The organism is Luteimonas sp. S4-F44, assembly GCF_022637415.1.
Taxonomy (GTDB): Bacteria; Pseudomonadota; Gammaproteobacteria; order Xanthomonadales; family Xanthomonadaceae; genus Luteimonas.
In genome coordinates this window covers 3,416,301-3,439,680 of the sequence record NZ_CP093340.1, presented here as the reverse complement: position 1 = coordinate 3,439,680, position 23,380 = coordinate 3,416,301, and the positions used below count along the sequence as shown (strand labels likewise).

Sequence of the window (23,380 nt, the reverse complement as noted above, 5' to 3'; positions counted from 1 at the left end):
GTGCCCCGGCGACGTCGCGTCCGCCGAGCGGACAGCGGCGCGGTCGCGTTAGTCGGCCGCTTCGGTCGTCGCGTTCGATACCGACTCGGTCCGCACCGCTTCGGGGCTGACCTTCTCGATCGAGTGCCGCAGCTCGCGGCCCAGGATCACCTTCGCGTCCTTGGCCAGCGCGGTCAGGCGCTCGTCGAACACCAGCTTGCTGTTGCCGTCGAGCTTGACCAGCCCAAGTTCGCGCAGCTTCTGAATGAAGCCGCGGAACAGCGACTTGTCGAAGAACTCCGGCGCGGCCGGCGCGTACAGCAGCGACAGGCGCTGCGCGGCCAACTGGCACAGACCTTCCAGCTCGCCGGCGCCGAGCGTGCCCGGCCCGTTCTTGGCCAGCACCGAGATCGCGATGTAGTAACGCTCGAACGCCTGCTGCAGCGGGTGGCTGAGCGCGCGCAGCCGGAACACCTCGTCGGTCTGCCCGGCGTTGCGGCCGTAGACCGCGTCGCCGTCCTGGTCGCCGGCGAGCGGTTCGAGCAGTCCCTCGCGCACGAATGTGGCCAACGTGCGCTCGATGCGGTCGGCGAAGGCGTCCTCGGTCCACGGCAGGAACAGTTCGGCCTGCAGGAACGGATACATCGTGCGCCCCAGGCGCAGCAACGTGTGCCGGCTCATGCGACGGTTGTGCAGGAAGCAGCAGGCGATCCACGCCGAGGCCGTGTACAGGTGCAGGACGTTGTTGCGGAAGTAGGTCAGCAGCACCGCCTGCTCGTCGTCGCCGACCCGCAGCACATCGCCCAGCGGATGGGCGACGCGTTCGAGCACGCCGATCTCCTCGCCGTGGGCGACGATCTCGGCCGGCGTGTGCGGAGTCAGCGTGACCCGATCGGAATACGGCACGTCGTCAAGCAACTGCTTGGACAGCGTGATCTGCGCCAGCAGGTCGGCCTCGCCCATTGCGTGCTTGGGCGTGGACAGCAGCGCGAGCGAGAGCAGGTTGATCGGGTTGACGTCGGCGGCGCGGTTGATGTTGACGTGGATGCGCTGGGCCAGCACGTCGATCGTGTTCGCCAGCCAGGCCGGCTTCGCGTCCTCGGGTACCGCACGGCCGTCCCAGTCCGGCGCCAGTTCGGCCAGCACCGCGTTGAGATGGATCGGCTCGCCGAAGTTCACCACCACCTGGCCGTAGTTGCTGCGCAGCACCTGCGGGATGCCCCACAGCAACCGCCAGATCGATTCCTTCTTCTTGGCCTTGCCCGACAGCTCGTCGAGGTAGCTGCTGCCCTCCATCAGCTTTTCGTAGCCGATGTACACCGGCTGGAACAGCACCGGCTTGCGCGGCTCGCGCAGGTAGGCGCGCAGCGTCATCGCCAGCGCGCCGCCCTTGGGCGGCAGCAGCCGGCCGGTGCGCGAGCGACCGCCCTCGATGAAGTACTCGATCGAATAGCCGCCGCCGACCAACTGCGCCATGTACTCGGAGAACACCGCCGAATACAGCGCGTTGCCGCGGAAGCTGCGCCGGGCGAAGAACGCGCCGCCCTTGCGCAGCAGCGTGCCGATCACAGGCAGGTTGAGATTGACGCCGGCGAAGATGTGCGGCGGCACGATGCCGCGGCCGTAGAGCAGGTAGGACAGCAGCAGGTAGTCCATGTGGCTGCGGTGGCTGGGCACGTAGATGATCTCGTGCCCGGGCGCGGCTTCCTTGAAGCGGTCCAGGTGGTGGACCAGCACACCGCGGAAGATCCGGTTCCATACCGTGGTCAGCAGGAAGCTGGCCGAGCGCACCAGTGGGTGCGAGTAGTCGGCGGCGATCTCGTAGGCGTAGGCGTGCGCCTTCTTCCACGCGTCCTCCGGCCGGCTGTTGTCGCGCCGCGCCTGGTCGGCGATCGCGTCCTTGACCGACGGCGCAGCCAGCACCTTGTCGACCAGCAGCCGGCGGGTCGACAGGTCGGGGCCGATGATGGCTTCGCGCATGCGGTTGAAGTGCGTGCGCAGCACGCGCGAGAGCTTGCGTACCGTGCGTTCGGCGCCCAGGTCCTCGTCGAGCAGCGGTCGCACCGCGACCGGCTCGGCGAAACGCACCAGCGTGTCGCGGCCGTTGAGCAGGATCGACAGCAGGCGCCGGAAGCGGCCGACGATCGTCCAGTTCTCCGAAAACAGCACCGAGAACCAGCCGTTGGCCTTGTCGGGCGAGCGACCCACGAAGATCGAGACCGGCACCACTTGCACGTCGAGCGTGGGATCGAGCCGGTGCGCCTCGAGCAGGCGCGACAGCGACTCGGAATGCGTCGACTTGGACGGCGGCTTGCCGGCCGCCAGCGCCAGCGCACTGCCGGCGTTGCGCCGCGACAGCGCGACGTAGGCGCGCTTGCGCCCCAGCGGATCGCCGGGCAGCGGCTGCAGCGGCGACGGCAGGCCGGCGTCGCGGCAGGCGCGCTCGAGGATCAGCGCGTTCGACAGGCCGTAATCCTCGAGCACGTAACAGACCGGACGATGGTCGACCAGTGTCTCCGGAGCCTGGGGTTCGACCTTCAGCCCGATCCAGGGGCGCAGGAGTCGGTCGAGCAGGCCGGCCCACCAGGGTCGGCGTGCGGCGCGGCGCTGCGTGGCCGCAGGGCGCGCCACGAGGGGCGTGCGTGCGTCCGTGGCGGGGGCCGCCTCGGCGGTCCGGGCCGGGTCCGCAGCGTCTGCCCGGGCGGCATCGTGCGCGGCATGAGCGTCAGCGTCGACCGGCGCCACGGCGGGCGTCCGGGCGCTGTCGTCGCCGTCGCGCGGGGCGCGCGGATCGTCGGGAAAGGGGAAGGTCGGTTGGTCGGGCATCGGCGGCATTATGCCCAAGCGGCCTCGCGCGGCGGGCGTCAGGGATCCTGCGGGGGCGTGGCCGCGGCCCGGGCGTGGCGCAGGAAGTCCGCCACGTACCAGCGCCCGTCCACGCGCTCGACCCCGATCTCGGCATCGATCGAGCGGCCATCGAGCAGGTAATGCAGCCGCACCCGCGCCTGGTCGCCGGTTTGCGAGGCCAATGTCGGCGCGACGCTGTCGAAGCTCGCATCCAGGTCCAGGCCATAGGCGCGCAACTGCTGCTTGCCGACCTCGAACACCGGCGACAGGCGGCGCAGCCCGGCCGCCATGCCGGCGCGACCGAGCGCGGCATCGCTGTCGAGGGCCTGGCGCCGGACGGCCGTGGCCAGCGCGTCGATGGTCTGCTGGGCGAGCGCGCGGTCGGCCAGCGGCGCCCGGGCCGCCCATTCACCGGTGGCCGCCACCAGTTGGGTGTAGTGCCGGCGCTCGTCGTCACTGAAGCCGGGCGACTGGGTCAGGTACTGGGTGGCGAACACGGCCAGCGCGCGCGCGGTCGAGCGCAGCTCGCCCTCGGCGCCGGCGAACTGCCGATCGAAAGTCGCCAGCAGCGCCCGCTCGGCATCCGGCGCGTGCAGCGCGGCCAGCGCCGCGGGAATCTGGCCCGACAGCGGCAACTCCGACAGTGGCCACCGGGTGCGATCCTCGCGCCAAGCCTGCTCGAGCGCCGGCGCCAGATCGGCCGGCAGCGCATCGCGGGCGAACGCGGCCAGGTCCCCGCCGCGCAGGTGGCCGGTCAGACGCGTGACCGCCTCGACCGGGGTCGCGCCGCCGGTCGGCGTCGGGGCGGCTTCGGGCGCAGGCCGGTCGCAGCCGCCCAGCCACAGCAGCAGCGGCAACAGCGCCGTGCAGGCACGATGCGGGCGCCGGCGGGACCGGCGGCGGGTCGGCGCGTGCGCGTGCATCCGGCGATTCTCCTCGGCCCCCTCAGACCGACCATCCTGCAATGGCCGGGTCGCTCACGACAAGTGAGCCGACCGGGCCGTGCTCACAGATCGTGCGTGACCCAGCCGCGCGGGGTGTCGGCCGCCGCGGCATCGAGCGCGGCCTGGGCGATTTCCTCGGGCGTGCGCCCGGCGCGCCAGGCCGCGGCGATCGCGGCCAGCCGCTCGCGGGTGGCCCGGGTGTAGGCGCCTTCCAGTTCGTTCTGGGCATCGGCGGCGAGCTTCTGCGGATACAACGTGCGCGCATCCTCGCTGCGGTTGAGCAGCGCGATCATCCTGGCCAGGCTCTTACGGAAGGTCGGCGCCGACAATGCGGTGCGCTGGGTCCGCTGCAGGTGCCAGACCGTCAGGTACTCCACTGGCCCGAGCAGCCGGCGCGGGGTGCCGCCGAAGAACTGGCCGGAGAACGCACTGGCCGCGACCGGCCCGCTGGCATCGGGCAGGCGGGTCGCGCCCCACGAGCTCAGCGCGCCGCCGGGCAGATCCATGCGGCGCAGCGCGGTGCCGAAGGTGTCGGCGATCAGGCGCTGCGCGTGGGCGTCGTCGCTCTCGGCGACCACTTCCAGCAGGCGCAGGAACAGCGGATAGCGGTCCTCGCCCAAACGCCGCGCCAGCCGTTTGAGGATGGTCAACCGGTACTCGGGATCGGAATGCGCGGCCAGGGTCGACACCAGACGGTCGGCGGCGGCACGCAGGGAGTGCGCGGAAGGGACGGCGTTCATCGCAGAGCGGCCAACAAGGACGACGGCACTCTAGCGCGTCGTGCGCGCGCTGCCCTAGCCGAGCGCGTCGAGGATCGCGTCGGTGCCGTGATCGGCTGCGGCGGCGAGATCCAGGCCGGCGAGCCGGCCTTCGAACGCGCGATCGCCGGCGAACAGCCGCGATCCGTCCGGAACATCGGCCCAGGCGACGGCATTGAGCATGTCCTCACCCGGATCGGCCTGCGGACCGCGGGCTATGAGCGCGTTGTCGGCCTCGCCCAGACCGACGAGCCCGCTGCCATCGGGCTGGCGCAGGTCGTCGAATGTGACCTGGCTGCCCAGCCGTTCGAGGCTGGCGGCGGTGAAGCCGGTGTTGGAAGAGATACCGCTCATGCCGTGTCCGCTGGGGTCCGTGGATGCCGCTCGTGGCGACGATGGCGCGACTGTAACGCCGGTGCCACATGCGGGCTATCTCGGGCTGGCCCTAGGGGTGCGCGCTGTGGCCGGCGCTCGCCGGCCTCAACATGAATGCACGATGGCCGGTGTCCCGCTTCCGCGTTGTCTGCGCACTGCGCGATGCCTGCGTGCTGCGTGCTAGCCTCCAGATCCCCGTGATGCGCCGGTGCAGGCCCGTATGGCAGAGCAGAACGAAGGCGCCGACAAGACTGAACAGCCGACCAGCAAGAAGCTCAAGGATGCCCGCAAGGAAGGCAATGTCAGCAAGAGCCGGGAACTGACCAGCACCGTGCTGGTGATGGGCTGGCTGGTCGGCGGCTGGCTGTTGATGGGTTTCATGTTCCGGCGCGTGCGCGGGCTGTTCGATCAGACCCTCGAGGTCTTGAACCAGCCGTTCGACATCGCGCTGCGCACCGTTGTGCCGCTGGCCGCGCAGGTATTCCTGTCGATGACGCTGCCGCTGCTGTTGATGGCGGTGCTGCTGGGCCTGCTGGTGGAATTCCTGCAGGTCGGGCCGGTGGCCACGATGAAAAAGGTCACGCCCGATCTGTCGAAGATGAACCCGGTCAGCGGCATCAAGAAGATGTTCTCGATGGACAATCTCATCGAGCTGATCAAGTCGATGTTCAAGAGCGTGGCGCTGCTCGCCATCGGCGGTTTCGTGCTCTGGGGCATGCTCCCCAGCCTGCTGAACCTGCCGTTCGCCCAGCCCGCGGCGATCGGTAGCGGGATCTGGCATGCGCTCAAGTGGATCGGGATCTGGACGATCTTCGTTTTCTTCTTCGTCTCCGCGGTCGACGCCTCCTACCAGAAGTACTCCTACATCAAGAAGCTGCGCATGAGCCGGCGCGACATCAAGCAGGAGGTCAAGGAGAACGAGGGCGACCCGTACGTCAAGCAGCGGCGCAAGCAGTTGCACCAGGAGTGGTCGCAGCAGAACATGCTCAATGCCGTCCGCGGATCGAGCGTCGTTGTGACCAATCCCACCCACATCGCCGTCGCTTTGCAGTACGAGCAGGGCACCGACGACCTGCCGCTGGTCGTGGCCAAGGGCGAAGGGCACATGGCCGAGGAGATCCGGCGCGTGGCCGAGGAATCGGGCGTGCCGATCCTGCAGAACGTGCCGCTGGCGCGCGGCCTCAATGCGCGCGTGGAGATCGACGACTACATCGGCAACGAATTCTTCGAGGCCGTCGCCCAGGTGCTGTACTGGGCCGAAGGCATGCGCTCGGGCGAGTCGCGCCCCGAGCCGCCGGAGTTCGTGCCGCCCGAGGACATGCGCGAGGAGATCGGCCTGGCGGCCGAGCCTGCGCCCGCGCCGCCGCTGGCCGACGATCCGTCGGTCCTTCAGCGGTTTGAGGATCCGCGCGATCCGATGCGCTGACCGCACACAGCGCGCTCGGCCCGGCTAACCGCCGAACGCGTTCTTCAAGGCATTCACCAGTCCGCTGTTGTCGACCAGCCGGCGCATCACGATCTCGACGAATACGCCGAGCATCAGCAGGATGATCGCCGTCGCCAGCCAGGCCTTGATCGGCATCGTCAGCGCGAACACGTTGAGCTGCGGCGCGTAGCGGTTGACCAGGCCGAACGACAGGTCGATGACCAGCAGGATCACCATCGCCGGCGCGGCGAGCAGCAGCATCGCTGTCATCAGGTAACTGAACTGCCCGACGAACAAGGCCATGCCACTGAGCCGGATGTCGGGGAAGAAACTCATGACCGGCCACACCGTGTAGCTGGTCATCAGCAGGTCCAGGAACACCAGGAATGCGCCACTGGCCATGAACAGCCACGACGAGAGTTGCGACAGGAACTCGCCATGCAGCGAGGTCTGGTGGCCCTGGATCGGATCGAAGATCTGCGCCATCGACATGCCCACCTGGGTGTCGATGATCACGCCGGCCGAGCTGATCGCCCAGAACACGATGCCGTAGCAGAACCCGATCGAGATGCCGATGAAGGTTTCCTTGAGCACGATCGCCGACCAGTGCGCGGTGCCGGCGGCCTCGATCGGCGGCGCCCCAGCCAGTGCGATCGGGATTGCCACGATCGCCAGGCTGACCATGAAGCTGTTGCGCACCATCGCCGGCACCGTCTCGGTGGTCAGCAGCGGCAGCATCAAAAACGCCCCGGCCACGCGCGGCAGCGTCAGCGCCAGCGCCAGTAACGGGTTCTGCGTGAAGTCGAACATCAGCGCCGGACGAGGCCGGGGAAGTCGAGGAAGATGCGGTCGGCGAACACATACAGCGTGCCGCCGATCAGCGATCCGGTCACAAACAGCATGATGACCACGGTCAGAAACTTCAGCGCGTAGGGGAACGTCTGCTCCTGCAGCTGCGTGGCCGCTTGCAGGAACGCGACCACCAGGCCGATCAGCGCCGCGGCCGCGATCGGCGGCCCCGACAGCAGCAGCACCAGCCACAGCGCTTCCTTGGTGAACTCCAGGACGTCGCCCATCAGGTCGTTCCGTAAGTGAGCACGAGGCCGTGCACCAGCTTGGCCCAGCCGTCGATCAGCACGAACAGCAGTAGCTTGAACGGCAGCGACACGGTCGTGGGCGAGAGCATCATCATGCCCAGTGCGAGCAGGATGTTGGCCACGACCAGGTCGATGATCAAGAACGGCAGGAAGATCAGAAAGCCGATCTGGAACGCGGCGGTGAGCTCGCTGACGGTGAAGGCCGGCACCACGACGATGAAGTCATCGGGCGTCAGGTCGCCGCGGCGCTCGGCCGGCAGCATGCGCTGCACGCTGCGCAGGAAGAACGCACGCTCGGCATCGCTGGAGTGCTGGATCAGGAATGTGCGCAATGGTTCCTTGCCAGCGTCGATCATCGTCAGCAGCCGGTTGGTGTCGAACGCGCCGCTCACCGCCGGTGCCGCGCTCGGCGTGGCCGGCTGGGTGATCTCTTCGGCAAGCGCCGGCAGCACCGGCTCGCGCGCTTCGGGCGGGTCGTTGCTCGAGCCACCACGCACCGCACTGAACATCGGATCGGGCGCCGGGCCGCGGGCCTGCGCTTCGGCGGCCAGGCCGTCGGCCGCGGCCGGGCTGGTCGCGGTCTCGGCCTGCGTCGCGGTGGTTGGGGCCGCGGGCCGGACTTCGATCGCGCGACCCTCGCGCACGGCCTGCTGCTGGGCGCGCGCCTCGATCTGGCGCTGCACCGACGCCGGCGGCGGCCGCCCTTCGAGCCGCGCCTCGACGGCGGCGTTGACGTCGAGGATCACCGGGTACATCACGTAGATCGACAGCACGATCGCCAGGCCGTTGATGACCACGTTCGGCGGCACCTGCTGCAGGCCGAGCGCGTTACGCAACAGACTGAGCACCACCACGATCTTGGTGAAGGAGGTCACCATCACCGCCACGAACGGCGCCAGCGCCAGGCTGACCACCGTCACCAGGACGAGGGCGGGCGAGAACGTGCTGAAGTCCATGCCTCAGCTCCAGGACAGCAGGCGCACGCCGAGCGTGTCGCCGACAGCGACCAGTTCCCCTTGGCCGGCGACACGGCCGTTGGCGCGGATCGTCACGTTCGCCCCTTCCAGATGCGCAGGCAGCGCGAACACGTAGCCCGGCTGCAGGCCGGCGACATCGCCCAGCCGCAGCTCGACCTTGCCCAGCTCGAACGCCACCTCCACCGGCAGGCGGCTGGCCGGGTCCTCGACGGGCGCGGGCGCCTCGGCGGCGGGGGTGTCGGGCGCGTCGGGCGCGTCGGTGTCGCTCATTGGGGCACTCTCCTGGAATCGGGGTTGGGGGCTCGGGGGGCCGTCGATCCGCCAGCCCTCGGCGCCGGGCCGGATCGGCCAGCGCAGGCCGACGGCATCGGCGTGCAGCGTCGGCTGGCGGGTCGAACCGACGATCACCACATCGCCGGGACGCAGATCGCGTAGATCGGCGGTGGTCAGCGGCGGCCCGGCCAGCGCCAGCGACACGGCGGCCGGCAATTGGCGCCAGTGGCCGGTATCGGCGGCCACGGCATCGGTCGCTGCGTCGCGGCCGAGCGCGGCGGTCAGCCAGTCGACGCTCGCGCGCAGACTGCCGGTCAGCGACGCGCCGTCGTCGGTACGCAGCTCGAAGTCGACCCAGACCTCATCGACAGCCGGTGCCGGCGGTGGGTCGGGCAGCGGCAGCAGCGAGGTGCCCAGCGCCTCGCTCAGCCGCACCAGCGCGGCCTCGTGCGTCAGGCTCCAGGCGAGCACGCGCGCGCGTCCCTGGTGGTCCTGCCAGCGTAGCGCATCATCGTCGGCGGCCGCCGGTGCTGCGCTCAGGCGCAGGCCCACCCGGCTGCCGTCGGCGTCGAGCTCGAACACGCTTGCCGGATCGCCGGGGCGGCCCTCGCGCAGGACCAGCGTGCCGGCGGGCGACGGCCACTGCCGGCGCCGGCGGTGCAGCGCGCGCAGTGCCTGCGCCTGGGCGGCGGTCAGATGGGGGATGCGCTCGCGCAGCGCGGTCGCGGTGCGGGGGTGGGCCGATGCGCCCGAGTCAGCCATGTCCAAGCGCCACCTTCATCAGTTCGGGCAACGAGCGTACGCCCAGTTTGCTCATCATGTTCGCGCGATGCAGTTCCACGGTCTTGATGCTGATGCCCAGGATGTCGGCGATGATCTTGTTGGGCTTGCTGGCCACGACCAGGTCGAGTACCTGGCGCTCGCGCGGGCTCAGTTTCGCCAGCGCCTCGCCCTGGGGCGCCCCCGCCTGTCGGCGCTCGCGGCGCAGCGCATGGCCGATCGCCTCGACCAGTGCCTCGTCGCTGAAGGGCTTTTCCAGGAAGTTCGATGCGCCCTTTCGCATCGCCTCGACCGCCAGCGGCACGTCGCCGTGCGCGGTCACGAAGATCAACGGTAGCGAGGAGCCGCGGCGCAGCAGTTCGTCCTGCAACTGCAGGCCGCTCATCTCGGGCATGCGGATGTCCGACACCAGGCATTCGTCGTCGCCGTGGCGGGTGCTGTCGAACACGGTCAAAAAGGCGGCGGCGGATGCGAACGCCCGCACTTCGAAGTTCGCCGTCTCCAGCAGCCAGGCCGTGGAGTCGCGGAAACCATCGTTGTCGTCGACCAGATAGACGCAAGGCGTGCCGGGCATCGCTAGATCCTCCTGTCGGGCGTGGGCAGCGTGAAACCGAACACGCTGCCTCCGCCATCCATGGCCTCGAAGAATAGCCGCCCTTCGTGGTATTCGATGATCGACCTGCAGATCGCCAAGCCAATGCCCAGGCCATCGGATTTGGTGGTGTAGAACGGCGAGAACAGCTGCTCGCTCTGTGCCGGGCTCAGGCCCGGGCCGCGGTCGCAGACCCGGACCTCGATCTCGTCGTCCAGGTTGACCCGGGCCTCGATCCGCAGGCCGCGCTGCGCGGCGGGGACCTCGCGCATCGCCTCGATCGCGTTCTTGACCAGATTCAGCAGCACCTGCTCGATCATCACCCGGTCGGCATAGACCGGCGGCAGCGAGGCCGGTAGCGCCAGTTCCACGCGCAACTGCTGACGCTCGGCTTCCAGCCGCAGCAGCTCGAGCACGGTGTCGACGATCAGCGGCAATTCCTGGGCGTCGCGGCGCGGCTCGCGGGCGCGGACGAACTCGCGCACGCGCGCGATCACCGCGCTCGCATGCTCGGCCTGGGTGCGCGCGGCCTGCAGCGCGCGCTCGACCTGGACCGGGCCGCCGGCCTGGCCGACCAGCCGCAGGCTGCCGTTGAGGTAGTTCACGATCGCCGCCAGCGGCTGGTTGAGCTCGTGCGCGAGCGTGGCGGCCATCTCGCCGACCGACATCATCCGCGAGGTGAACAGCAGCTTTTCCTGCTGCGACTTGTGCGAGTCCAGGGTTTCGATGCGCTCGCTGATGTCAACCGCGGTCAGCAGCGACAACGCTTGGCCGCCGCAGTCGAGATCGCGCCAATGCAGTGCATACCAACGGCCGCTGTGCGGCGCGCGGACTTCCTCGCCGCGCGCTTCGCCGGTCAGGTCGCCATACAGACTGGCCAGCAGCGCATCGCGCTGGCCGTGGCCGGGCAGCGCGCCCAGGTCGGCCGAGAAACGCGGATTGGCAGCCACCAGCGCGCCGCTGCGCCGGTCGAACGCCGCGCACGCGAACGGCACGGCTGTCAGCACGGCGGCCAGCGCTTCGGATTGCGCACCGCCCCCGGTCGATCGGGAGCGGGATGCGCGCGCCTGGCCGGGGACCCTTGTCATGCGACAGCGGCAGCCCGCACGGCGCTGATACCGTAGGCCGGCACCGCTCCGGTGCGCACCCGCCCAGATGCCATGACCCGTGCCGCCTGCCCGTCCCGTTTCTCCGCACTGCGCCGGGCGTCCGGCCTACTGGCCATCGCCTGGCTGCCGGGATGGGCCGCCGCTGCGCCTGCCGCACCCGTTGCGCCGACCAGCGACTCATTCGTCGGCGAAATGCTGGCCATCGTGCTGCCTCTGGTCTTCATCATCGCTGGCCTGCTCTTGCTGCTGCGGTTGCTGCGCCGCCGCTATGGGTTGTCCGGCGGGGATACGCCGTTGACGGTGGTGCAGATCCTGCCGGTCGGTCCCCGGGAACGGCTGGTGGTCGTGCGATCGCGCGCCGGCCGGGCATTCGCCATCGGCGTGGGCGCCCAATCCGTGACGTTTGTCACCGATCTGGAGGCGGACGACCTCGCCCCGACCCCCGAGACGACCACGCGCACAGACGCGCGCTTCAATATCGCTGGCGATCGTTAAGCCTGCGTGACGCCGCGCGTCACCCGGCCTGCTAGCAGGAGGAGGCCTTCACATTGCATGCGCCCGGCGTTGCGACACCCTTGCAATATCCGGTTGACCACTTCCTAACATCCATAGGGTATCGTACAGGGGCAAAAAGTGACGCACGAGGGCAGGGGCAGATGCGCCGAATGAAGTCCAGATTGCGCGGAGTGCGGAATTGCGCGGTGCCCGCGCTACGGCGCGTGCGTGCGTTCCGGTGCCAAGGAGTGGCGGCATGAAGGCTCTGTTCGCCACCCTGACCGGTGCACCGGCCGGCGCCGCGCCCCGCGGCAAGTTCGGCTACAGCGACGTCATTCTGGCGTTCGCGGCGGTCACCATCATCAGTGTGATGATCCTGCCGCTGCCGCTGGTGATCATCGACACGCTTGTAGCGGTGAACATCTCCATCGGCTTCGGCCTGCTGCTGCTCGGCATCTACATCCCCACACCGGTTGCGTTCTCCAGCTTCCCCAGCGTGCTGCTGCTGACAACGCTGTTTAGGCTGGCGATCTCGATCGCGATCACCCGTTCGATCCTGCTGCACGCCGAAGGCGGCCATATCGTCGAGACCTTCGGCACGCTGGTCGCCGGCGGCAACCTGGTCGTCGGTCTGGTGGTGTTTCTGATCATCACCGTCGTGCAGTTCATCGTGATCGCCAAGGGCGCCGAGCGCGTGGCCGAGGTCGCTGCGCGCTTCACCCTCGATGCGATGCCCGGCAAGCAGCTGTCGATCGATTCGGACCTGCGCGCGGGCCTGATCGACAAGGACGAGGCACGCCGCAAGCGCCGCCTGCTCGAGACCGAGAGCCAGCTGCACGGCTCGCTCGATGGTGCGATGAAGTTCGTCAAGGGCGATGCGATCGCCGGCATCGTCATCATTCTGATCAATCTGCTCGGTGGTCTGGCCATCGGCGTGTTGCAGAAAGGCATGCCGCTGGCCGAGGCGACGCACGTCTACAGCATCCTGACCATCGGTGATGGCCTGGTCTCGCAGATCCCGGCGATTCTGGCGACGATTGCCGCCGGCCTCGTCGTCACCCGCACCACCGGCGAAATCGACGACCGCCATCTGGGCGATGCGATCACCCGCCAGGTGTCGGACCAGCCGCGCGTGTTGCTGATCACCGGCATCCTGGCGTTGCTGATGACCCTGGTGCCTGGCTTCCCGTGGGCGGTCTTCCTGGTGCTGGGCGTCGGCCTGCTGACCCTGAGTGCCTGGCGCTACCGCCACCAGTTCGAACTGCTGCGCCGCGCCTTCCGCGTCAGCGAGGAAGAGGTCGTGGCCGAAGCGCAGCAGACGACCGAGCGCGACGATCTCGCGCCGCCGGCGCCGCTGCAGTTGCAGGTCTCGCCGGCGCTTGCGCAGACGCTGGGCACCCACAACCTCGAGGTGCGCATTGCCGAGACCGCGCAGCGGCTGCGCGAAGAGTACGGCGTGCCGGTGCCGGTGCCGTCGATACGCATCGCGCCGGCCCTGGCCGAGGACGAATACCGCGTGATGGCATTCGGCGCACGGATCGCAACCGGGCGCCTGCGCACCGACGCCTGGTTGCAGCCACAGCCGGCCAGTGCGGCCGGTGCGGCGAAGCAACCGGGCTTCTATCCGGCGGTGATCGCCGGCGAGTGGACCCAGGCGCAAACCGAGGACGCGCAGGCACCGATCGACGTGCTCGCCCACCACACCGATGCGGCGATCCGTCGGCGCATGGGCGGTTTTCTGGGCATCCAGGAGACCTCGAACCTGTTCGCGCGCATGCAGCGCGACTATCCGGACCTGGTCAAGGAAATGCTGCGCGTGGTCGCGCCGCAGCGCGTGGCCGACGTGCTGCGGCGGCTGTCGGAAGAAGGCGTGCCGATCCGCAACCTGCGCGATGCATTCGAGGCGATCACCGATGTCGGTGGCCGCGAAAAGGACGTGGTGCTGTTGACTGAATACGTGCGCGTTGCGCTCAAGCGCGAAATCGCCGATCGCTATTCAGACGACGAGCGCACGCTGCATGTACTGTTGATCCATCCCGAACTGGAAGACAAGCTGCGGCAATCGGTCCGCGTGGCGGGTGGTGCCAGCCAGCTTGCGATCTCTCCGGAATTGGCCGGACGGCTCGGCAACGAGGTGCGTGCGCACCTGGGCCGGCAAGCCTCCGGCGTCAGACCGGTGCTGTTGTGTTCGCTGGACGTGCGCAGGCATCTGCGCAAGCTCATGGAGGTCGATTTCTTCGACCTGCCGGTGCTCTCGTACCAGGAGCTGGCACCGGATCTGCGCATCGTGCAGGCGGGGCAGATCAATGCGTGACCATGTCGTATCAAACCTGGGCGCATGCCGCCGGGCCGCACGGATATTCGCGGTGCCGCGCGCAGCGTACGCCAAGCGAGGACACTCATGACGCAACGCAACGACAATCCGACGCGGCCCGTGCACCAGGTGCTGCGCATCGTCGATGGCCTGCACGCCGGTGCAAGCCGCGTGCTCGGCGACGAGGAAATGATCCTGGTGGGCAGCGGTGAGGACTGCGACATCGTCCTCGCCGACGACGGCGTCGCCGGCCACCATGCGTTGGTGACCCTGATGGGCGGCCGGTTCCTGGTGCGTGCGCTCGATGCGCCGGTCCAGATCGGCGCCACCCAGGTCGAGCCCGGCGATCCGGTCGAACTGGCCACTGTGCAGTCGGTGCGGCTGGGCGAGGCCGCGATCGCGTTCGGCCGCGAGGACGACCCGGACTGGGACGGCTTTGTGACTGTTTTCGCGCCGCCCGATGACGCTGCGCCGCGACGCTCGGGCTTCGTGCGCCGGCTGCCGCTGATCGCGGGCATCGCCGCGCTGTCGCTCGCCTCGCTGGCGATCTTCGCTGCAGTGCTACCGGGGTCGCAGGCCACGGTCGATCCGCGCGATCGGCTCGATGCGCTGCTTCAGGAACACGGGGTGATGAACCCGGGCATCTCCGACGGCGTCGATGGGCGGCCGTCGGTGACCGGCGCGGTCGACAGCGCTGCGACGCTCGAGCGGCTGCGCGCGCAGCTCCAGGCCGAGGGCATCGTCGCCTCGCTGCAGTTGCGCACCGGCGAGAACATTGCCGCTGACGTGGCCGAGATGTTCCGCGGGCACGGTATTCCAGTGAAGGCCCGTTACACCGGCAATGGCGATGTCGAAGTGGTCGGCGAGTTCGAAGACGGCGCCGAGATCGAGCGCCTGGCCCGTTCGCGGGCGGTCAGCGAGATTTCCGGTGTCGCGCGCATCCTGCCGCGGACGCCGGACGGCCACGTGCCGCGCATCGCGTCGCAAGGGCAGGCGCCCGAAGAACCCCCGCCGCACATCGTCTCGATCGTGCGCGGCGAGGACCCGCACCTGATCGCGTCCGACGGTCGGCGTTTCGTGCCCGGCGACGAACTGCCCGGCAAAGGGCGGCTGATCTCCATCGGCGCGTCCGCCCACGTGCTCAATGCGCGCGGCGACCTGGTCAAGATCACCCCCGGCCCAGTGGCCACGCTCGACGACACCGCGACCGCCTCGGCACCGGCCCAAGAGCAGGTCGACCCGCGCTTTACGCAGGTTGTTGCCGGCGTTACCGCCGGCAGCCGCGGCGTCGTCGCGGCCGCCGACGGCGGTGCGGCGCAGGGTGGCCCTGCCAACACCACCACCCAGTAACCCCGAGGCGCACTGCGCCGCGTTCGTTCCCCTGACAAACACCCCCTTTTGCAGACGACAGGAGCCACGACATGACCACCATCTCCAACGACGCGATCGGCAACTTCATCGGTCGCGCATCGATGCACAACGATCAGAACACCCTGCGCGGCACGCGCACCGGTGGCGCCAGCGGCGGCAGCGCCAGCTGGTACGAAGCGATGTCGCGCGCTTGGGGCCAGACCCTCGACGCGCAGGCCACGCGCATCACCAACCTGTCGGACGTGATCGGCCAGGGCGGCGACCAGCCGTCGAACGTGGTCGCCCTCACCGCCGAGAGCCTGCGCATGCAGTTCCTGTCCAACAACGCCTCGACCTCGCAGAACAGCGTCGGCCAGGCCCTCGAGACGCTGGGTCGCAAGCAGTAAACGACACGCGCCAATCGCTCTAAGGAGATCATCATGGTGGACGCAATCCAGGCCGTCGGCATCGAACCCGCGGCGCAGGTGGCAGGCGCACCGGGCGGTGGACAACCCGTCGCCGATGCCTATGAAGTCAACCAGTTCGCCGAGGCGATGAACCGCGCCGGCGGCAGTCCTTCGGCCGCCAATGCGACGCCTGACGTCGCCAGCGTCGGTGTGTCCGAGCCGTCGCAGGGCATGCGGATGCTGATGTCGGCGGTCGACAACCTCAACGGCGGTGCCGAAAGCATCAACTCGCTGGCCAAGACCATGACCCAGAACACCGGGGAGCTGACGCCCGGCCAGGTCATCGAGATGACGATGAAGTCGCACCACTTCCTGTTCCAGTGCGAAATGACATCGAACGTCGCCAACCGCACGTCCGACGGCATCCAGCAGCTGTTCCGCCAGCAGTCCTGACGAGGTGACCTGGATGCGTCTTTCCAACCCGAATCGATGGTCGAGCTGGGTGGCCCTGCTGCTGGCGTGTCTGGTGCTCGCCGGCTGCGGCGGCAGCCCGTTGTACAGCGCGCTCGAGGAACGGCAGGCCAACGAGATGATGGGCGCGTTGATCGGCTCGGGCATCCAGGCCAAGAAGAAGCCCTCGGCGACCAAGGTCGGTTGGGACGTCGTCGTGGCCGAGAGCGACATCCCGCAGGCGATGGCGGTGCTGGAGGCACGCGGCCTGCCGCGGCAGCACTATCAGACCCTCGGCGACATCTTCAAGAAGGAAGGCTTCGCATCGTCGGCGACCGACGAGCGCGGCCGTTACATCCACGGTCTGCAGCAGGAAATCTCGCACACGCTGAGCATGTTGCCGGGCGTGGCAAACGCCCGCGTGCACATCGCACTGCCCGAGCGCGATCCGCTCGGCGGCTCGACCGGCAAGACCTCGGCGGCGGTATGGATCTTCGAGCAACCCGGCGCCAGCGTCCGCGACCGTGAGGCCGATATCAAGATCGTGGTCAAGGACGGCGTCGAAGGCCTGACCGACATCAACCAGGTCTCGGTCAAGTTCGTGGCGATGCCGGCACCGCCGGAGGCCGGCCAGAGCGGCGGCACCGCGATGGCGCTGTCGGCGGTGAGCCCGCTGGCGATTGGCATCGCGGCGGCGGTGGTGGTGATCATCGCGCTGCTGCTCGCGTTCGGCAGCCGTCTGCGTGGGCGTAGCGCCGTGCCTGCAGAGCCCGCACCGAAGCGCTGGCAGGGCTGACCGTGTCGCTGCGGGCGCTGCTGGCCGAGGTCCATCCGGCTTGGCACGAAGCCGGCGACGGCGGCCTCGATCCCGCCCTGCTGCGCCGCGCCTGCGACAGTGCACTGGGTCGTCGGCTGTTGGCCAGCTCGCTCGCGGCCGGGCCGGCCTCGCATCTGCTGGCGCCTTCACCCGACGGCCCCGGCGCGCTGATCACGCGCTGGAGCCGTGCCCGTCTGGATGCGCTTCACCGCGATCTGGGCGTGCTCGCCTACGCGCCTGCGATCCGGGCGGAGATCGGACGCGAGCCGGTGCGTCGACTCAAGGCGGCGCTGGGCAGCAGCTATCTGCTTGCGCTCGATCGCAGCGTGTGGGACGCGAAGGTCGAGCCCGAGACCCAGGCACGGCTCGCCGAGTCCTTGCGTCATGCCCTGTCCGCGACCGACGGCGCGACGACGCTGCTGCGCACCTTCTCACACCAAGGCCGGGCCGAACTCCAGGCCTGGGCCAGCCATCGCGATCCGGCGCTCGCGCAATGGGCGCGGTTGCTCGAAGCGCCCGAGACGCTGCCGCCTGCGCACTTGCCCGAAAAACCCGTGCTCGTGGTGCAGACCCATCACCAGAACCGCGCTGTCGCCGCCTGAGCGACGCAGACCCACGGAGTCTCGAACGCGTATGTCGACCGCCGCTTCTCCCCAGCGCCACAGACCCGAGGGCAGCGCCGCTGTCTTCGAGCGCCGCCAGTTCCAGCGCGGCGTCGCCGGGCCAATCGTCCGGGCGGCCGAGTGGCGATCGCTGGGCGAGCTCGACGCGCTGCTCGAACGCGTCAACGCCCTCTACGAGGAAGCAAGCGCCGAGATCCAGAAGGCGCGCGAGCAGGGTTACGCGGAAGGATTCTCCGAAGGCCTGGAGCGCGCCAAGCAGCAGATGACCCAGCAGCTCGCGTCGCTCAACGAGCGCCGCGCGCGCGTGCTGGCCGACGCGGCCGGGCGCATCGGCGATCTGGCCTGCGCGATCGTGCAGCGGCTGGCCCCGGGCTTCGACGCCGCTGCGGTCGTGCCCGCACTGGTGATGCAGGCGGTCGAATCGGCCCAGGCCGAACAGTTCCTGATGATCCGCGTCCACCCCTCGGTGCGCGAGCGTGTCGGCGAGGGTCTGGGCGCCGTGCGCCAGGCGCATCCGGGTGTCGGCCTGATCGAACTGGTCGATGACGAAAGTCTCGACCCTTTGAGCTGCATCGTGGTCTCGGAGGCCGGCGAAGTCCGCGCCGGGGTCAGCCAGCAGATCGAGGCGATCCGCGCTGCGTTGGCGCAGGCGAGCGCGCACGTGGCCGCGCCATGACCGCCGATCTCGCCCTGTCGGCGCTCGACGCCGTCGGCACACCGACGCCGGCGCACGATCCGTTGCTGCACGCGCTGGGCAAGGTCCAGGCGATCGAGCGCGTCGGCCGGGTCAGCGAAGCCTACGGCACGCTGATCAAGGCGACCGGGCTGCGCGCGGCGATCGGCGAGCTGTGCCATCTGCGCAATCCCGGCGACAGCCGGTTCGAGCTGGCGGCCGAGGTCGTCGGTGTGTCGCGTCAGCACACTGTGCTGACCCCGTTGGGGCCGCTCGACGGCATTGCCGCGACGACCGAGGTCTATGCCTCCGGCCGCCAGGCGTCGGTGCCGGTCGGCGACGGCCTGCTCGGGCGCATTCTCGATGCCCACGGCACGCCGATCGACGGCCTCGGGGCGATCGGTCCGACGGTCGACGCGCCGATCTACGCCGCCTCGCCCAATCCACTGCGCCGCGCGCTGATCGAACGTCCGTTCTCGACCGGCGTGCGTGCGATCGACACCGTCATGACCGCAGGCGAGGGCCAGCGCATCGGCATCTTCGCCGTGGCCGGCGGCGGCAAGAGCACGCTGCTGGGCATGCTCGCCCGGGGCGGCGATGCCGACGTCAACGTGGTCGTGCTGGTCGGCGAGCGCGGCCGCGAGGTCAACGAGTTCATCAACGACAACCTCGGTGCGGCCGGCCTGGCCAAGTCGGTCATCGTCGTCGCCACCTCCGACCGGCCCGCGCTCGAGCGCAGTCGCGCCGCGTGGGTCGGCACTGCGGTCGCCGAGTACTTTCGCGACCAGGGCAAGCGCGTGCTGTTGTTGGTCGACTCGGTCACCCGCTTTGCGCGCGCGCTGCGCGATGTCGGCCTGGCGGTCGGCGAACCGCCGGCGCGGCGCGGGTTTCCGCCCTCGGTGTTCAGCGAGCTGCCGAAGCTGTTCGAGCGCGCAGGCAACAACGACAAGGGCTCGATCACCGCGTTCTACACCGTGCTGGCCGAGGACGAGGACGGCGGCGACCCGATCGTCGAGGAAGTGCGCTCGATCCTTGACGGCCACATCGTGCTCTCGCGCAAGCTCGCCGCCGCCTACCATTACCCGGCGATCGACGTGCTCACCAGCCTCAGCCGTACGATGCCCAGGGTCGTCGAGCAGCCGCATCTGCGCGCGGCCGGGCAGCTGCGCAAGTTGCTGGCCAAGCACCAGGACATCGAACTGCTGGTGCAGCTGGGCGAGTACAAGCGCGGCACCGATCCCGACGCCGATCTGGCGATCGAGAAGATCGGCGCGATTCGCGCGCTGCTGCAACAGTCCGAACACGAACTGGTGCCGTTCGATACCTCGTCGGCGGCCTTGCGGAAGCTGTTCGCATGAAACGTTACCCGCTGCAGACGCTGCTGCAACTGCGCGCGCATCGCACCGAGGCGGCGCGGCGCGTGGTGCTGGACCGGCAGCGCGCACTGCAGCAGTGCCAGGAGGCCTGTCAGCGGATCGAAGGCGAGATCGACGACCTGCGCGCCTCGCGTGCGCAGCACCGTGCGCGGTTGCTCGACCCACCACCGGCCGGCGTGCCGTGGCCGGCGGCGCTGACTCAGCGCGAGCTGTGCATCGAACTGATCGGCGAGCAGATCGTCGGTGCCCAGGCGCGCCTGGCCAAGGCCCAGGAGGCGGTGCGCGAGGCCGAGCAGGCCCTGCAGGCCGCGCGCGATGCGTTCTTCCGCGCCAAGGCACGCGAGGATGCGCTGGAGAAGCGGCGCGACGTGTGGCGCGGCGAGCAACGCGGGTTGCAGGCGCGCCAGGAAGAGGCGACTGCCGAGGATCTGATGCAGGCGCGCCATCTGGCGCGCCGCTAGCCAAGCCGTAGGAGACGACGATGACCATTCAACGCAACGATTCGAGCGCCCGGCCCCCGGATCAGTCGGCGCGCAACCGTCAGGTCGATCGCCAGGCCAAGGCCGACCCGCGCGAGGTCGCCACGCGCGAGCAGGTCGACAAGTTCCGCTCGTTGATGCAGCAGGCCAAAGGCGGCGGCACGGGGGTCGAGCAGGCGAGCCGCCAGGAAGCGGCGAAGACCGGCCAGTCGCTGGCCGACGTCCTCGATGCGCGCACGTTCCGGCAGCAGCACGAGTCCGGGCTGTCGTCCCAGCCCATGCCCGCCGAATCGGCGGCGATGCTGCAGGCGCAGATGGCGCTGCGCGATGGCGCCGCTGCGCCACAGCCGTCCGCGGCCCCGGCGCCCGCCGATCCGGGCCAACTGCTCGACATGATGGAGCGACACGTCCGCCAGCTCGCGGTCCACGATGCACGCCAGTCCGGCGGTGATGGCCAGGTGCTGCTGCGCATGTCCGATGCCACGCTCCCGGGCACCGACCTGCTGCTCACGCGGGAGGGCGAGGGCTGGGTGCTGCGCGCCGACAGTCGTTCGCGTGAGAGCTTCGACGCCATCCGCGAAGCCGGGCCGCAGTTGGCCCGCCGCTTTGCCGAGCGCAATCTCGGCACGCTGACGATCGACCCGCACTTCCACGGCTGATCCCGCGCCTTTGGCCTGCCCTCGGGCCGGCCGTTGCGGCGCGGATCACGGCGCCAAGGGCGGCACCGACGCGTCTCGCTGCGCGTTTCGGGCCACGCTCTCCCGACGCGGACGCAGGCCGTGCCAGTCCTCGCGCCGCAGGCGAAACCGGCGCGCTGGCTTGCCGAAGTGCATGCCGCGATCGATCTCTTCAAACCCCAGCCGAAGCAACAAGGGCGGCACCGACCGATTGTCCGGCGCGCAGTGCGCCACGAGGTCTTCGAGCCTCAACCCGTCGAAGGCATGCGCGCACAGGGCCGCGCCGCCTTCGATCGCGTAGCCGCGTCCCCAAGCCGACGGCAGCAGACGTACCCCGATCGAGACATCGCGCGTGGTGCCCAGCGGCACCAGCGAGAACATGCCGATGAACCGGTCGCAGTGATCGGCGGCGCGCCACAGGCCCAGGCCTGGACGCTCGCGATAGATACGATTGGCCCACACCACCAGCCCCATCGCGTCGTCGAGGGTGTCGAGGCGGTTGTCGAGCAGCAGGCGCGTCACCCGCTCCTCGCGACCGAGCTGCAGCAGTTCGAGCACGTGCCGGAACGCGAAGCCGCACAGTTGCATCCGGCGGCTGCGCAGCTGCAGTTCGGCGGGATAGTCGCGGCCATTGGCCGGCAGATCGGCCTTGGAGAACTGCGGCAGCGCCTCTTCGGGCGGGGGCGCGGCGTGTGCGTCGTGAGCGGACATCGTGGTCGCCGTTATAGCGCGAATGCGCCGGACCTAAATGCGGCAGCTGTCACGCCGGGGATGTGAACTAGGGCGGACCCTAGATGGGGTGCGTCCCAGATGCGCGGTGTTTGATGCCAACGCAGACTTGCCCTGCAGCCGCGATCGGCCCCGCTTCACCGGTCCTGACGCGCACGATTCTTCGTTGTACCTCTCAATCATCAATCATCAGTCGACAAGGAGACACATCATGTCAGGTGGAATTTCCGACGCCATCGGTTCCGTCATCGGTACTGCGCTGGGCGGCCCGCTCGGCGGCATTATCGGCAACATCCTGGGCGATCTGATCGGCCAGGCCTTCAGCGGCGCGTTCGACAGCCTGTTCTCGTCGATGGGCCTGCCGCAGTCGGCGCAGGACGCCGTCAGCGACGGCTTCAAGGGCGGCTTCAACTTCAACTTCGGCGTGGGCAACTGATCCATGCAGTACGACCAGCAGGCCCAGCGCCAGGCATGGATCGACGGCCTCGCGCAGTTGCGTGAACAGGGCGCGATCTCTGCCGAGGATGAGACAGTGCTGATCCGGCACATGGACGAGCGTCTCGACGTCGTCCAGCAGGAACTCAAGGCGCTCGTCCCCGAGTACGATCGGCGCGCTGCGAGCGACGGCCGGGAGGTCGCCGACGCCTGGCTGGGGGCACAGGCTCGCGAAATGGGCGAGCGGGAAGGCGCCGAGGCCAGGCGGATGGTCAACTCGCTGAGTACCATCGAAGTCGGGCCTTGATGCATGTTCGATGTGCGATCCATGCCGGGGCCGATAGGCCCCGGTATGGTATTTGCCGTCGGCGTTGCCAGCTGCCATCGTAACGACAGCGTCATGCGTCCCTTCGTTTAATCCATTGGCCACACCGCACACCCGCACCGATCCACCCGCAGGAGCTCCCGTCCATGTCGTCAACATCCCCCGAACAGAATTTTGAAACGCTGCGCGCCGCATTGCTGGAACGGTTCGAGGCGGAGTTGCGCGAGCAGCAGGATATCGACGCGGCCAGCCGGGAGAGCATGCTCGGGCATCTGGAGCAGACGCTTGCGACGATGACCGCGCCCTCCGACGCGAACCCCGATCAGATCCGGGCCAGTCTCGACGACACGATCGGACTGCTCGGGCAACACGGCTTGCTCGATGCCTCCGGCGCCGACGAAGTACAGCGGGCATTTGCCGACACACTTCAGGTCTTCGAAAACCCCTCGGTACAGCGCGCGCTCGAGTTCGCGCGGATTTCCAGGGAGCGCGGCGAGGACGCAGCGCGTGAATGGTTGGCAACTGCCACGGCGGCGCAGCGCTCTGGCGTCATCTGAATACGCTTCGCTAGGGTCGCCCCTAGTTGTTCGAAGCTGGTTGGAACGGCAGCATCGATACCAACGATAGATGCGGACGCACGCGATTCTCCTTGTCCGCCCAGCATTTTTGGTTCGGTAATTTTTTCAACTACGGAGACGAAGCTCATGAGCGTCAACCTCGATTTCAACATTTCCCTCGGTCAGATCGGCCTGGACAGCGTCAGCGGCAGCAGCGGCGGCAAGGGTGAGAGCTGGCTGGTGGCGATCGCCAAGGCGATGGGTGCCAAGCTCGGCGAGAAGGCCGAGAAGATGACCGAGCTCAGCGACAAGCTGGGCGGTCTGGACAGCAAGAAGGACGCCAAGGAATTCAGCAAGACGCAGATGGAATTCCAGGCCGAATCGCAGATGTTCAGCATGCTGTCGAACACGATCAGCACCGCGATCAAGTCGATCGGTGAAGGTCTGACCAGCGCCGCCCGCAAGCAGTAATTGCCAGGCGCGGTTCAACGAAGGGCGAGTGCTTGGCACTCGCCC

General features: G+C 68.9%; 27 protein-coding genes. 16 read left to right on the top strand and 11 right to left on the bottom strand.

The window, feature by feature from the left end; translation table 11 throughout:
• Window positions 1-48 precede the first annotated feature (48 nt).
• The 4 genes from plsB to MNO14_RS15525 all read right to left on the bottom strand — a co-directional run bounded on the left by plsB (window position 49) and on the right by MNO14_RS15525 (window position 4,882).
• Window positions 49-2,814 carry a glycerol-3-phosphate 1-O-acyltransferase PlsB gene (gene plsB, locus MNO14_RS15540; protein WP_241944580.1) on the bottom strand — a complete coding sequence of 922 codons (2,766 nt, stop codon included), beginning with the start codon at window positions 2,812-2,814 and terminating at the stop codon, window positions 49-51.
• A 29-nt stretch (window positions 2,815-2,843) separates the two neighbouring features.
• Window positions 2,844-3,749: a hypothetical protein gene (locus MNO14_RS15535; protein WP_241944579.1), complete on the bottom strand. Its 906-nt coding sequence runs from the start codon at window positions 3,747-3,749 to the stop codon at window positions 2,844-2,846.
• 83 nt (window positions 3,750-3,832) lie between these two features.
• Complete coding sequence (locus tag MNO14_RS15530) at window positions 3,833-4,510, bottom strand: hypothetical protein (RefSeq protein ID WP_241944578.1); 678 nt, start codon at window positions 4,508-4,510, stop codon at window positions 3,833-3,835.
• Between the two features lie 54 nt (window positions 4,511-4,564).
• Window positions 4,565-4,882, bottom strand: coding sequence for a hypothetical protein (locus tag MNO14_RS15525; protein WP_241944577.1), 318 nt, complete (start codon window positions 4,880-4,882; stop codon window positions 4,565-4,567).
• A 241-nt stretch (window positions 4,883-5,123) separates the two neighbouring features.
• Here MNO14_RS15525 and sctU point away from each other — a divergent pair, with 241 nt between their 5' ends.
• A complete protein-coding gene (sctU, locus tag MNO14_RS15520; RefSeq protein WP_241944576.1) occupies window positions 5,124-6,329 on the top strand; it encodes a type III secretion system export apparatus subunit SctU in 1,206 nt (401 codons plus the stop codon).
• Between the two features lie 24 nt (window positions 6,330-6,353).
• Here sctU and sctT read toward each other — a convergent pair whose 3' ends face one another.
• Genes sctT through MNO14_RS15485 form a run of 6 tightly spaced genes read right to left on the bottom strand, consistent with a single transcriptional unit; the run spans window position 6,354 to window position 11,055 of the window.
• The gene (sctT, locus tag MNO14_RS15515) at window positions 6,354-7,139 is read right to left on the bottom strand and encodes a type III secretion system export apparatus subunit SctT (protein WP_241944575.1); all 786 of its coding nucleotides are present in this window, start codon (window positions 7,137-7,139) and stop codon (window positions 6,354-6,356) included.
• Window positions 7,139-7,405 (bottom strand): type III secretion system export apparatus subunit SctS, encoded by a 267-nt coding sequence (sctS, locus tag MNO14_RS15510; RefSeq protein ID WP_241944574.1) that lies wholly within the window; start codon window positions 7,403-7,405, stop codon window positions 7,139-7,141. Before sctS ends, sctT begins: the two co-directional genes overlap by 1 nt.
• Complete coding sequence (locus MNO14_RS16670; protein ID WP_305879404.1) at window positions 7,405-8,382, bottom strand: EscR/YscR/HrcR family type III secretion system export apparatus protein; 978 nt, start codon at window positions 8,380-8,382, stop codon at window positions 7,405-7,407. The genes sctS and MNO14_RS16670 overlap by 1 nt, the downstream gene beginning before the upstream one ends.
• 3 nt (window positions 8,383-8,385) lie before the next feature.
• Window positions 8,386-9,438, bottom strand: a complete 1,053-nt coding sequence (sctQ, locus tag MNO14_RS15495; protein ID WP_241944573.1) for a type III secretion system cytoplasmic ring protein SctQ — start codon at window positions 9,436-9,438, stop codon at window positions 8,386-8,388.
• The gene (locus MNO14_RS15490) at window positions 9,431-10,030 is read right to left on the bottom strand and encodes a response regulator (RefSeq protein ID WP_183425283.1); all 600 of its coding nucleotides are present in this window, start codon (window positions 10,028-10,030) and stop codon (window positions 9,431-9,433) included. Before MNO14_RS15490 ends, sctQ begins: the two co-directional genes overlap by 8 nt.
• Window positions 10,031-10,032: 2 nt before the next feature.
• On the bottom strand, window positions 10,033-11,055 hold the full coding sequence (locus MNO14_RS15485) for an ATP-binding protein (protein WP_241944572.1): 1,023 nt from the start codon (window positions 11,053-11,055) through the stop codon (window positions 10,033-10,035).
• A gap of 153 nt (window positions 11,056-11,208) precedes the next feature.
• Here MNO14_RS15485 and MNO14_RS15480 point away from each other — a divergent pair, with 153 nt between their 5' ends.
• The 11 genes from MNO14_RS15480 (at window position 11,209) to MNO14_RS15430 (ending at window position 20,800) form a co-directional block, all read left to right on the top strand.
• Window positions 11,209-11,652: a flagellar biosynthetic protein FliO gene (locus tag MNO14_RS15480; RefSeq protein WP_241944571.1), complete on the top strand. Its 444-nt coding sequence runs from the start codon at window positions 11,209-11,211 to the stop codon at window positions 11,650-11,652.
• A 256-nt stretch (window positions 11,653-11,908) separates the two neighbouring features.
• Window positions 11,909-13,966, top strand: coding sequence for a type III secretion system export apparatus subunit SctV (sctV, locus tag MNO14_RS15475; RefSeq protein ID WP_241944570.1), 2,058 nt, complete (start codon window positions 11,909-11,911; stop codon window positions 13,964-13,966).
• A gap of 87 nt (window positions 13,967-14,053) precedes the next feature.
• Window positions 14,054-15,316 (top strand): FHA domain-containing protein, encoded by a 1,263-nt coding sequence (locus tag MNO14_RS15470; protein ID WP_241944569.1) that lies wholly within the window; start codon window positions 14,054-14,056, stop codon window positions 15,314-15,316.
• A gap of 71 nt (window positions 15,317-15,387) precedes the next feature.
• Window positions 15,388-15,723: a hypothetical protein gene (locus tag MNO14_RS15465; protein WP_241944568.1), complete on the top strand. Its 336-nt coding sequence runs from the start codon at window positions 15,388-15,390 to the stop codon at window positions 15,721-15,723.
• A 33-nt stretch (window positions 15,724-15,756) separates the two neighbouring features.
• Window positions 15,757-16,176, top strand: a complete 420-nt coding sequence (locus MNO14_RS15460) for a hypothetical protein (protein ID WP_241944567.1) — start codon at window positions 15,757-15,759, stop codon at window positions 16,174-16,176.
• A gap of 13 nt (window positions 16,177-16,189) precedes the next feature.
• Window positions 16,190-16,969 carry an EscJ/YscJ/HrcJ family type III secretion inner membrane ring protein gene (locus tag MNO14_RS15455; RefSeq protein ID WP_241944566.1) on the top strand — a complete coding sequence of 260 codons (780 nt, stop codon included), beginning with the start codon at window positions 16,190-16,192 and terminating at the stop codon, window positions 16,967-16,969.
• A gap of 2 nt (window positions 16,970-16,971) precedes the next feature.
• Entirely contained in the window at window positions 16,972-17,592 is a 621-nt protein-coding gene (locus tag MNO14_RS15450; protein ID WP_241944565.1) for a hypothetical protein, read from the top strand.
• A gap of 31 nt (window positions 17,593-17,623) precedes the next feature.
• Window positions 17,624-18,289: a FliH/SctL family protein gene (locus MNO14_RS15445; protein ID WP_241944564.1), complete on the top strand. Its 666-nt coding sequence runs from the start codon at window positions 17,624-17,626 to the stop codon at window positions 18,287-18,289.
• Window positions 18,286-19,644 (top strand): FliI/YscN family ATPase, encoded by a 1,359-nt coding sequence (locus tag MNO14_RS15440; RefSeq protein WP_241944563.1) that lies wholly within the window; start codon window positions 18,286-18,288, stop codon window positions 19,642-19,644. The genes MNO14_RS15445 and MNO14_RS15440 overlap by 4 nt, the downstream gene beginning before the upstream one ends.
• Entirely contained in the window at window positions 19,641-20,123 is a 483-nt protein-coding gene (locus tag MNO14_RS15435) for a hypothetical protein (protein WP_241944562.1), read from the top strand. The genes MNO14_RS15440 and MNO14_RS15435 overlap by 4 nt, the downstream gene beginning before the upstream one ends.
• Before the next feature lie 20 nt (window positions 20,124-20,143).
• A complete protein-coding gene (locus MNO14_RS15430) occupies window positions 20,144-20,800 on the top strand; it encodes a hypothetical protein (protein WP_241944561.1) in 657 nt (218 codons plus the stop codon).
• Between the two features lie 45 nt (window positions 20,801-20,845).
• Here the strand turns inward: MNO14_RS15430 and MNO14_RS15425 are convergent, their stop codons facing one another.
• On the bottom strand, window positions 20,846-21,529 hold the full coding sequence (locus tag MNO14_RS15425) for a GNAT family N-acetyltransferase (protein WP_241944560.1): 684 nt from the start codon (window positions 21,527-21,529) through the stop codon (window positions 20,846-20,848).
• 229 nt (window positions 21,530-21,758) lie between these two features.
• Here MNO14_RS15425 and MNO14_RS15420 point away from each other — a divergent pair, with 229 nt between their 5' ends.
• The 4 genes from MNO14_RS15420 to MNO14_RS15405 all read left to right on the top strand — a co-directional run bounded on the left by MNO14_RS15420 (window position 21,759) and on the right by MNO14_RS15405 (window position 23,335).
• Entirely contained in the window at window positions 21,759-21,983 is a 225-nt protein-coding gene (locus MNO14_RS15420; RefSeq protein ID WP_241944559.1) for a hypothetical protein, read from the top strand.
• Between the two features lie 3 nt (window positions 21,984-21,986).
• Window positions 21,987-22,289, top strand: a complete 303-nt coding sequence (locus tag MNO14_RS15415) for a hypothetical protein (protein WP_241944558.1) — start codon at window positions 21,987-21,989, stop codon at window positions 22,287-22,289.
• A 164-nt stretch (window positions 22,290-22,453) separates the two neighbouring features.
• A complete protein-coding gene (locus MNO14_RS15410; protein WP_241944557.1) occupies window positions 22,454-22,864 on the top strand; it encodes a hypothetical protein in 411 nt (136 codons plus the stop codon).
• A gap of 147 nt (window positions 22,865-23,011) precedes the next feature.
• Window positions 23,012-23,335, top strand: a complete 324-nt coding sequence (locus MNO14_RS15405) for a hypothetical protein (RefSeq protein WP_241944556.1) — start codon at window positions 23,012-23,014, stop codon at window positions 23,333-23,335.
• Window positions 23,336-23,380 lie beyond the last annotated feature (45 nt).

Coding starts and splice junctions, on each gene's coding strand:
- plsB (WP_241944580.1), bottom strand. CDS start 2,814: ATGCCGCCGATGCCCGACCAACCGACCTTCCCCTTTCCCGACGATCCG.
- MNO14_RS15445 (WP_241944564.1), top strand. CDS start 17,624: ATGTCGACCGCCGCTTCTCCCCAGCGCCACAGACCCGAGGGCAGCGCC.
- MNO14_RS15435 (WP_241944562.1), top strand. CDS start 19,641: ATGAAACGTTACCCGCTGCAGACGCTGCTGCAACTGCGCGCGCATCGC.
- MNO14_RS15480 (WP_241944571.1), top strand. CDS start 11,209: ATGACCCGTGCCGCCTGCCCGTCCCGTTTCTCCGCACTGCGCCGGGCG.
- MNO14_RS15465 (WP_241944568.1), top strand. CDS start 15,388: ATGACCACCATCTCCAACGACGCGATCGGCAACTTCATCGGTCGCGCA.
- MNO14_RS15415 (WP_241944558.1), top strand. CDS start 21,987: ATGCAGTACGACCAGCAGGCCCAGCGCCAGGCATGGATCGACGGCCTC.
- sctQ (WP_241944573.1), bottom strand. CDS start 9,438: ATGGCTGACTCGGGCGCATCGGCCCACCCCCGCACCGCGACCGCGCTG.
- sctS (WP_241944574.1), bottom strand. CDS start 7,405: ATGGGCGACGTCCTGGAGTTCACCAAGGAAGCGCTGTGGCTGGTGCTG.
- MNO14_RS15460 (WP_241944567.1), top strand. CDS start 15,757: ATGGTGGACGCAATCCAGGCCGTCGGCATCGAACCCGCGGCGCAGGTG.
- sctU (WP_241944576.1), top strand. CDS start 5,124: ATGGCAGAGCAGAACGAAGGCGCCGACAAGACTGAACAGCCGACCAGC.
- MNO14_RS15420 (WP_241944559.1), top strand. CDS start 21,759: ATGTCAGGTGGAATTTCCGACGCCATCGGTTCCGTCATCGGTACTGCG.
- MNO14_RS15530 (WP_241944578.1), bottom strand. CDS start 4,510: ATGAACGCCGTCCCTTCCGCGCACTCCCTGCGTGCCGCCGCCGACCGT.
- sctV (WP_241944570.1), top strand. CDS start 11,909: ATGAAGGCTCTGTTCGCCACCCTGACCGGTGCACCGGCCGGCGCCGCG.
- MNO14_RS15430 (WP_241944561.1), top strand. CDS start 20,144: ATGACCATTCAACGCAACGATTCGAGCGCCCGGCCCCCGGATCAGTCG.
- MNO14_RS15425 (WP_241944560.1), bottom strand. CDS start 21,529: ATGTCCGCTCACGACGCACACGCCGCGCCCCCGCCCGAAGAGGCGCTG.
- MNO14_RS15405 (WP_241944556.1), top strand. CDS start 23,012: ATGAGCGTCAACCTCGATTTCAACATTTCCCTCGGTCAGATCGGCCTG.
- MNO14_RS15440 (WP_241944563.1), top strand. CDS start 18,286: ATGACCGCCGATCTCGCCCTGTCGGCGCTCGACGCCGTCGGCACACCG.
- MNO14_RS15490 (WP_183425283.1), bottom strand. CDS start 10,030: ATGCCCGGCACGCCTTGCGTCTATCTGGTCGACGACAACGATGGTTTC.
- MNO14_RS16670 (WP_305879404.1), bottom strand. CDS start 8,382: ATGGACTTCAGCACGTTCTCGCCCGCCCTCGTCCTGGTGACGGTGGTC.
- MNO14_RS15455 (WP_241944566.1), top strand. CDS start 16,190: ATGCGTCTTTCCAACCCGAATCGATGGTCGAGCTGGGTGGCCCTGCTG.
- MNO14_RS15535 (WP_241944579.1), bottom strand. CDS start 3,749: ATGCACGCGCACGCGCCGACCCGCCGCCGGTCCCGCCGGCGCCCGCAT.
- MNO14_RS15410 (WP_241944557.1), top strand. CDS start 22,454: ATGTCGTCAACATCCCCCGAACAGAATTTTGAAACGCTGCGCGCCGCA.
- sctT (WP_241944575.1), bottom strand. CDS start 7,139: ATGTTCGACTTCACGCAGAACCCGTTACTGGCGCTGGCGCTGACGCTG.
- MNO14_RS15525 (WP_241944577.1), bottom strand. CDS start 4,882: ATGAGCGGTATCTCTTCCAACACCGGCTTCACCGCCGCCAGCCTCGAA.
- MNO14_RS15470 (WP_241944569.1), top strand. CDS start 14,054: ATGACGCAACGCAACGACAATCCGACGCGGCCCGTGCACCAGGTGCTG.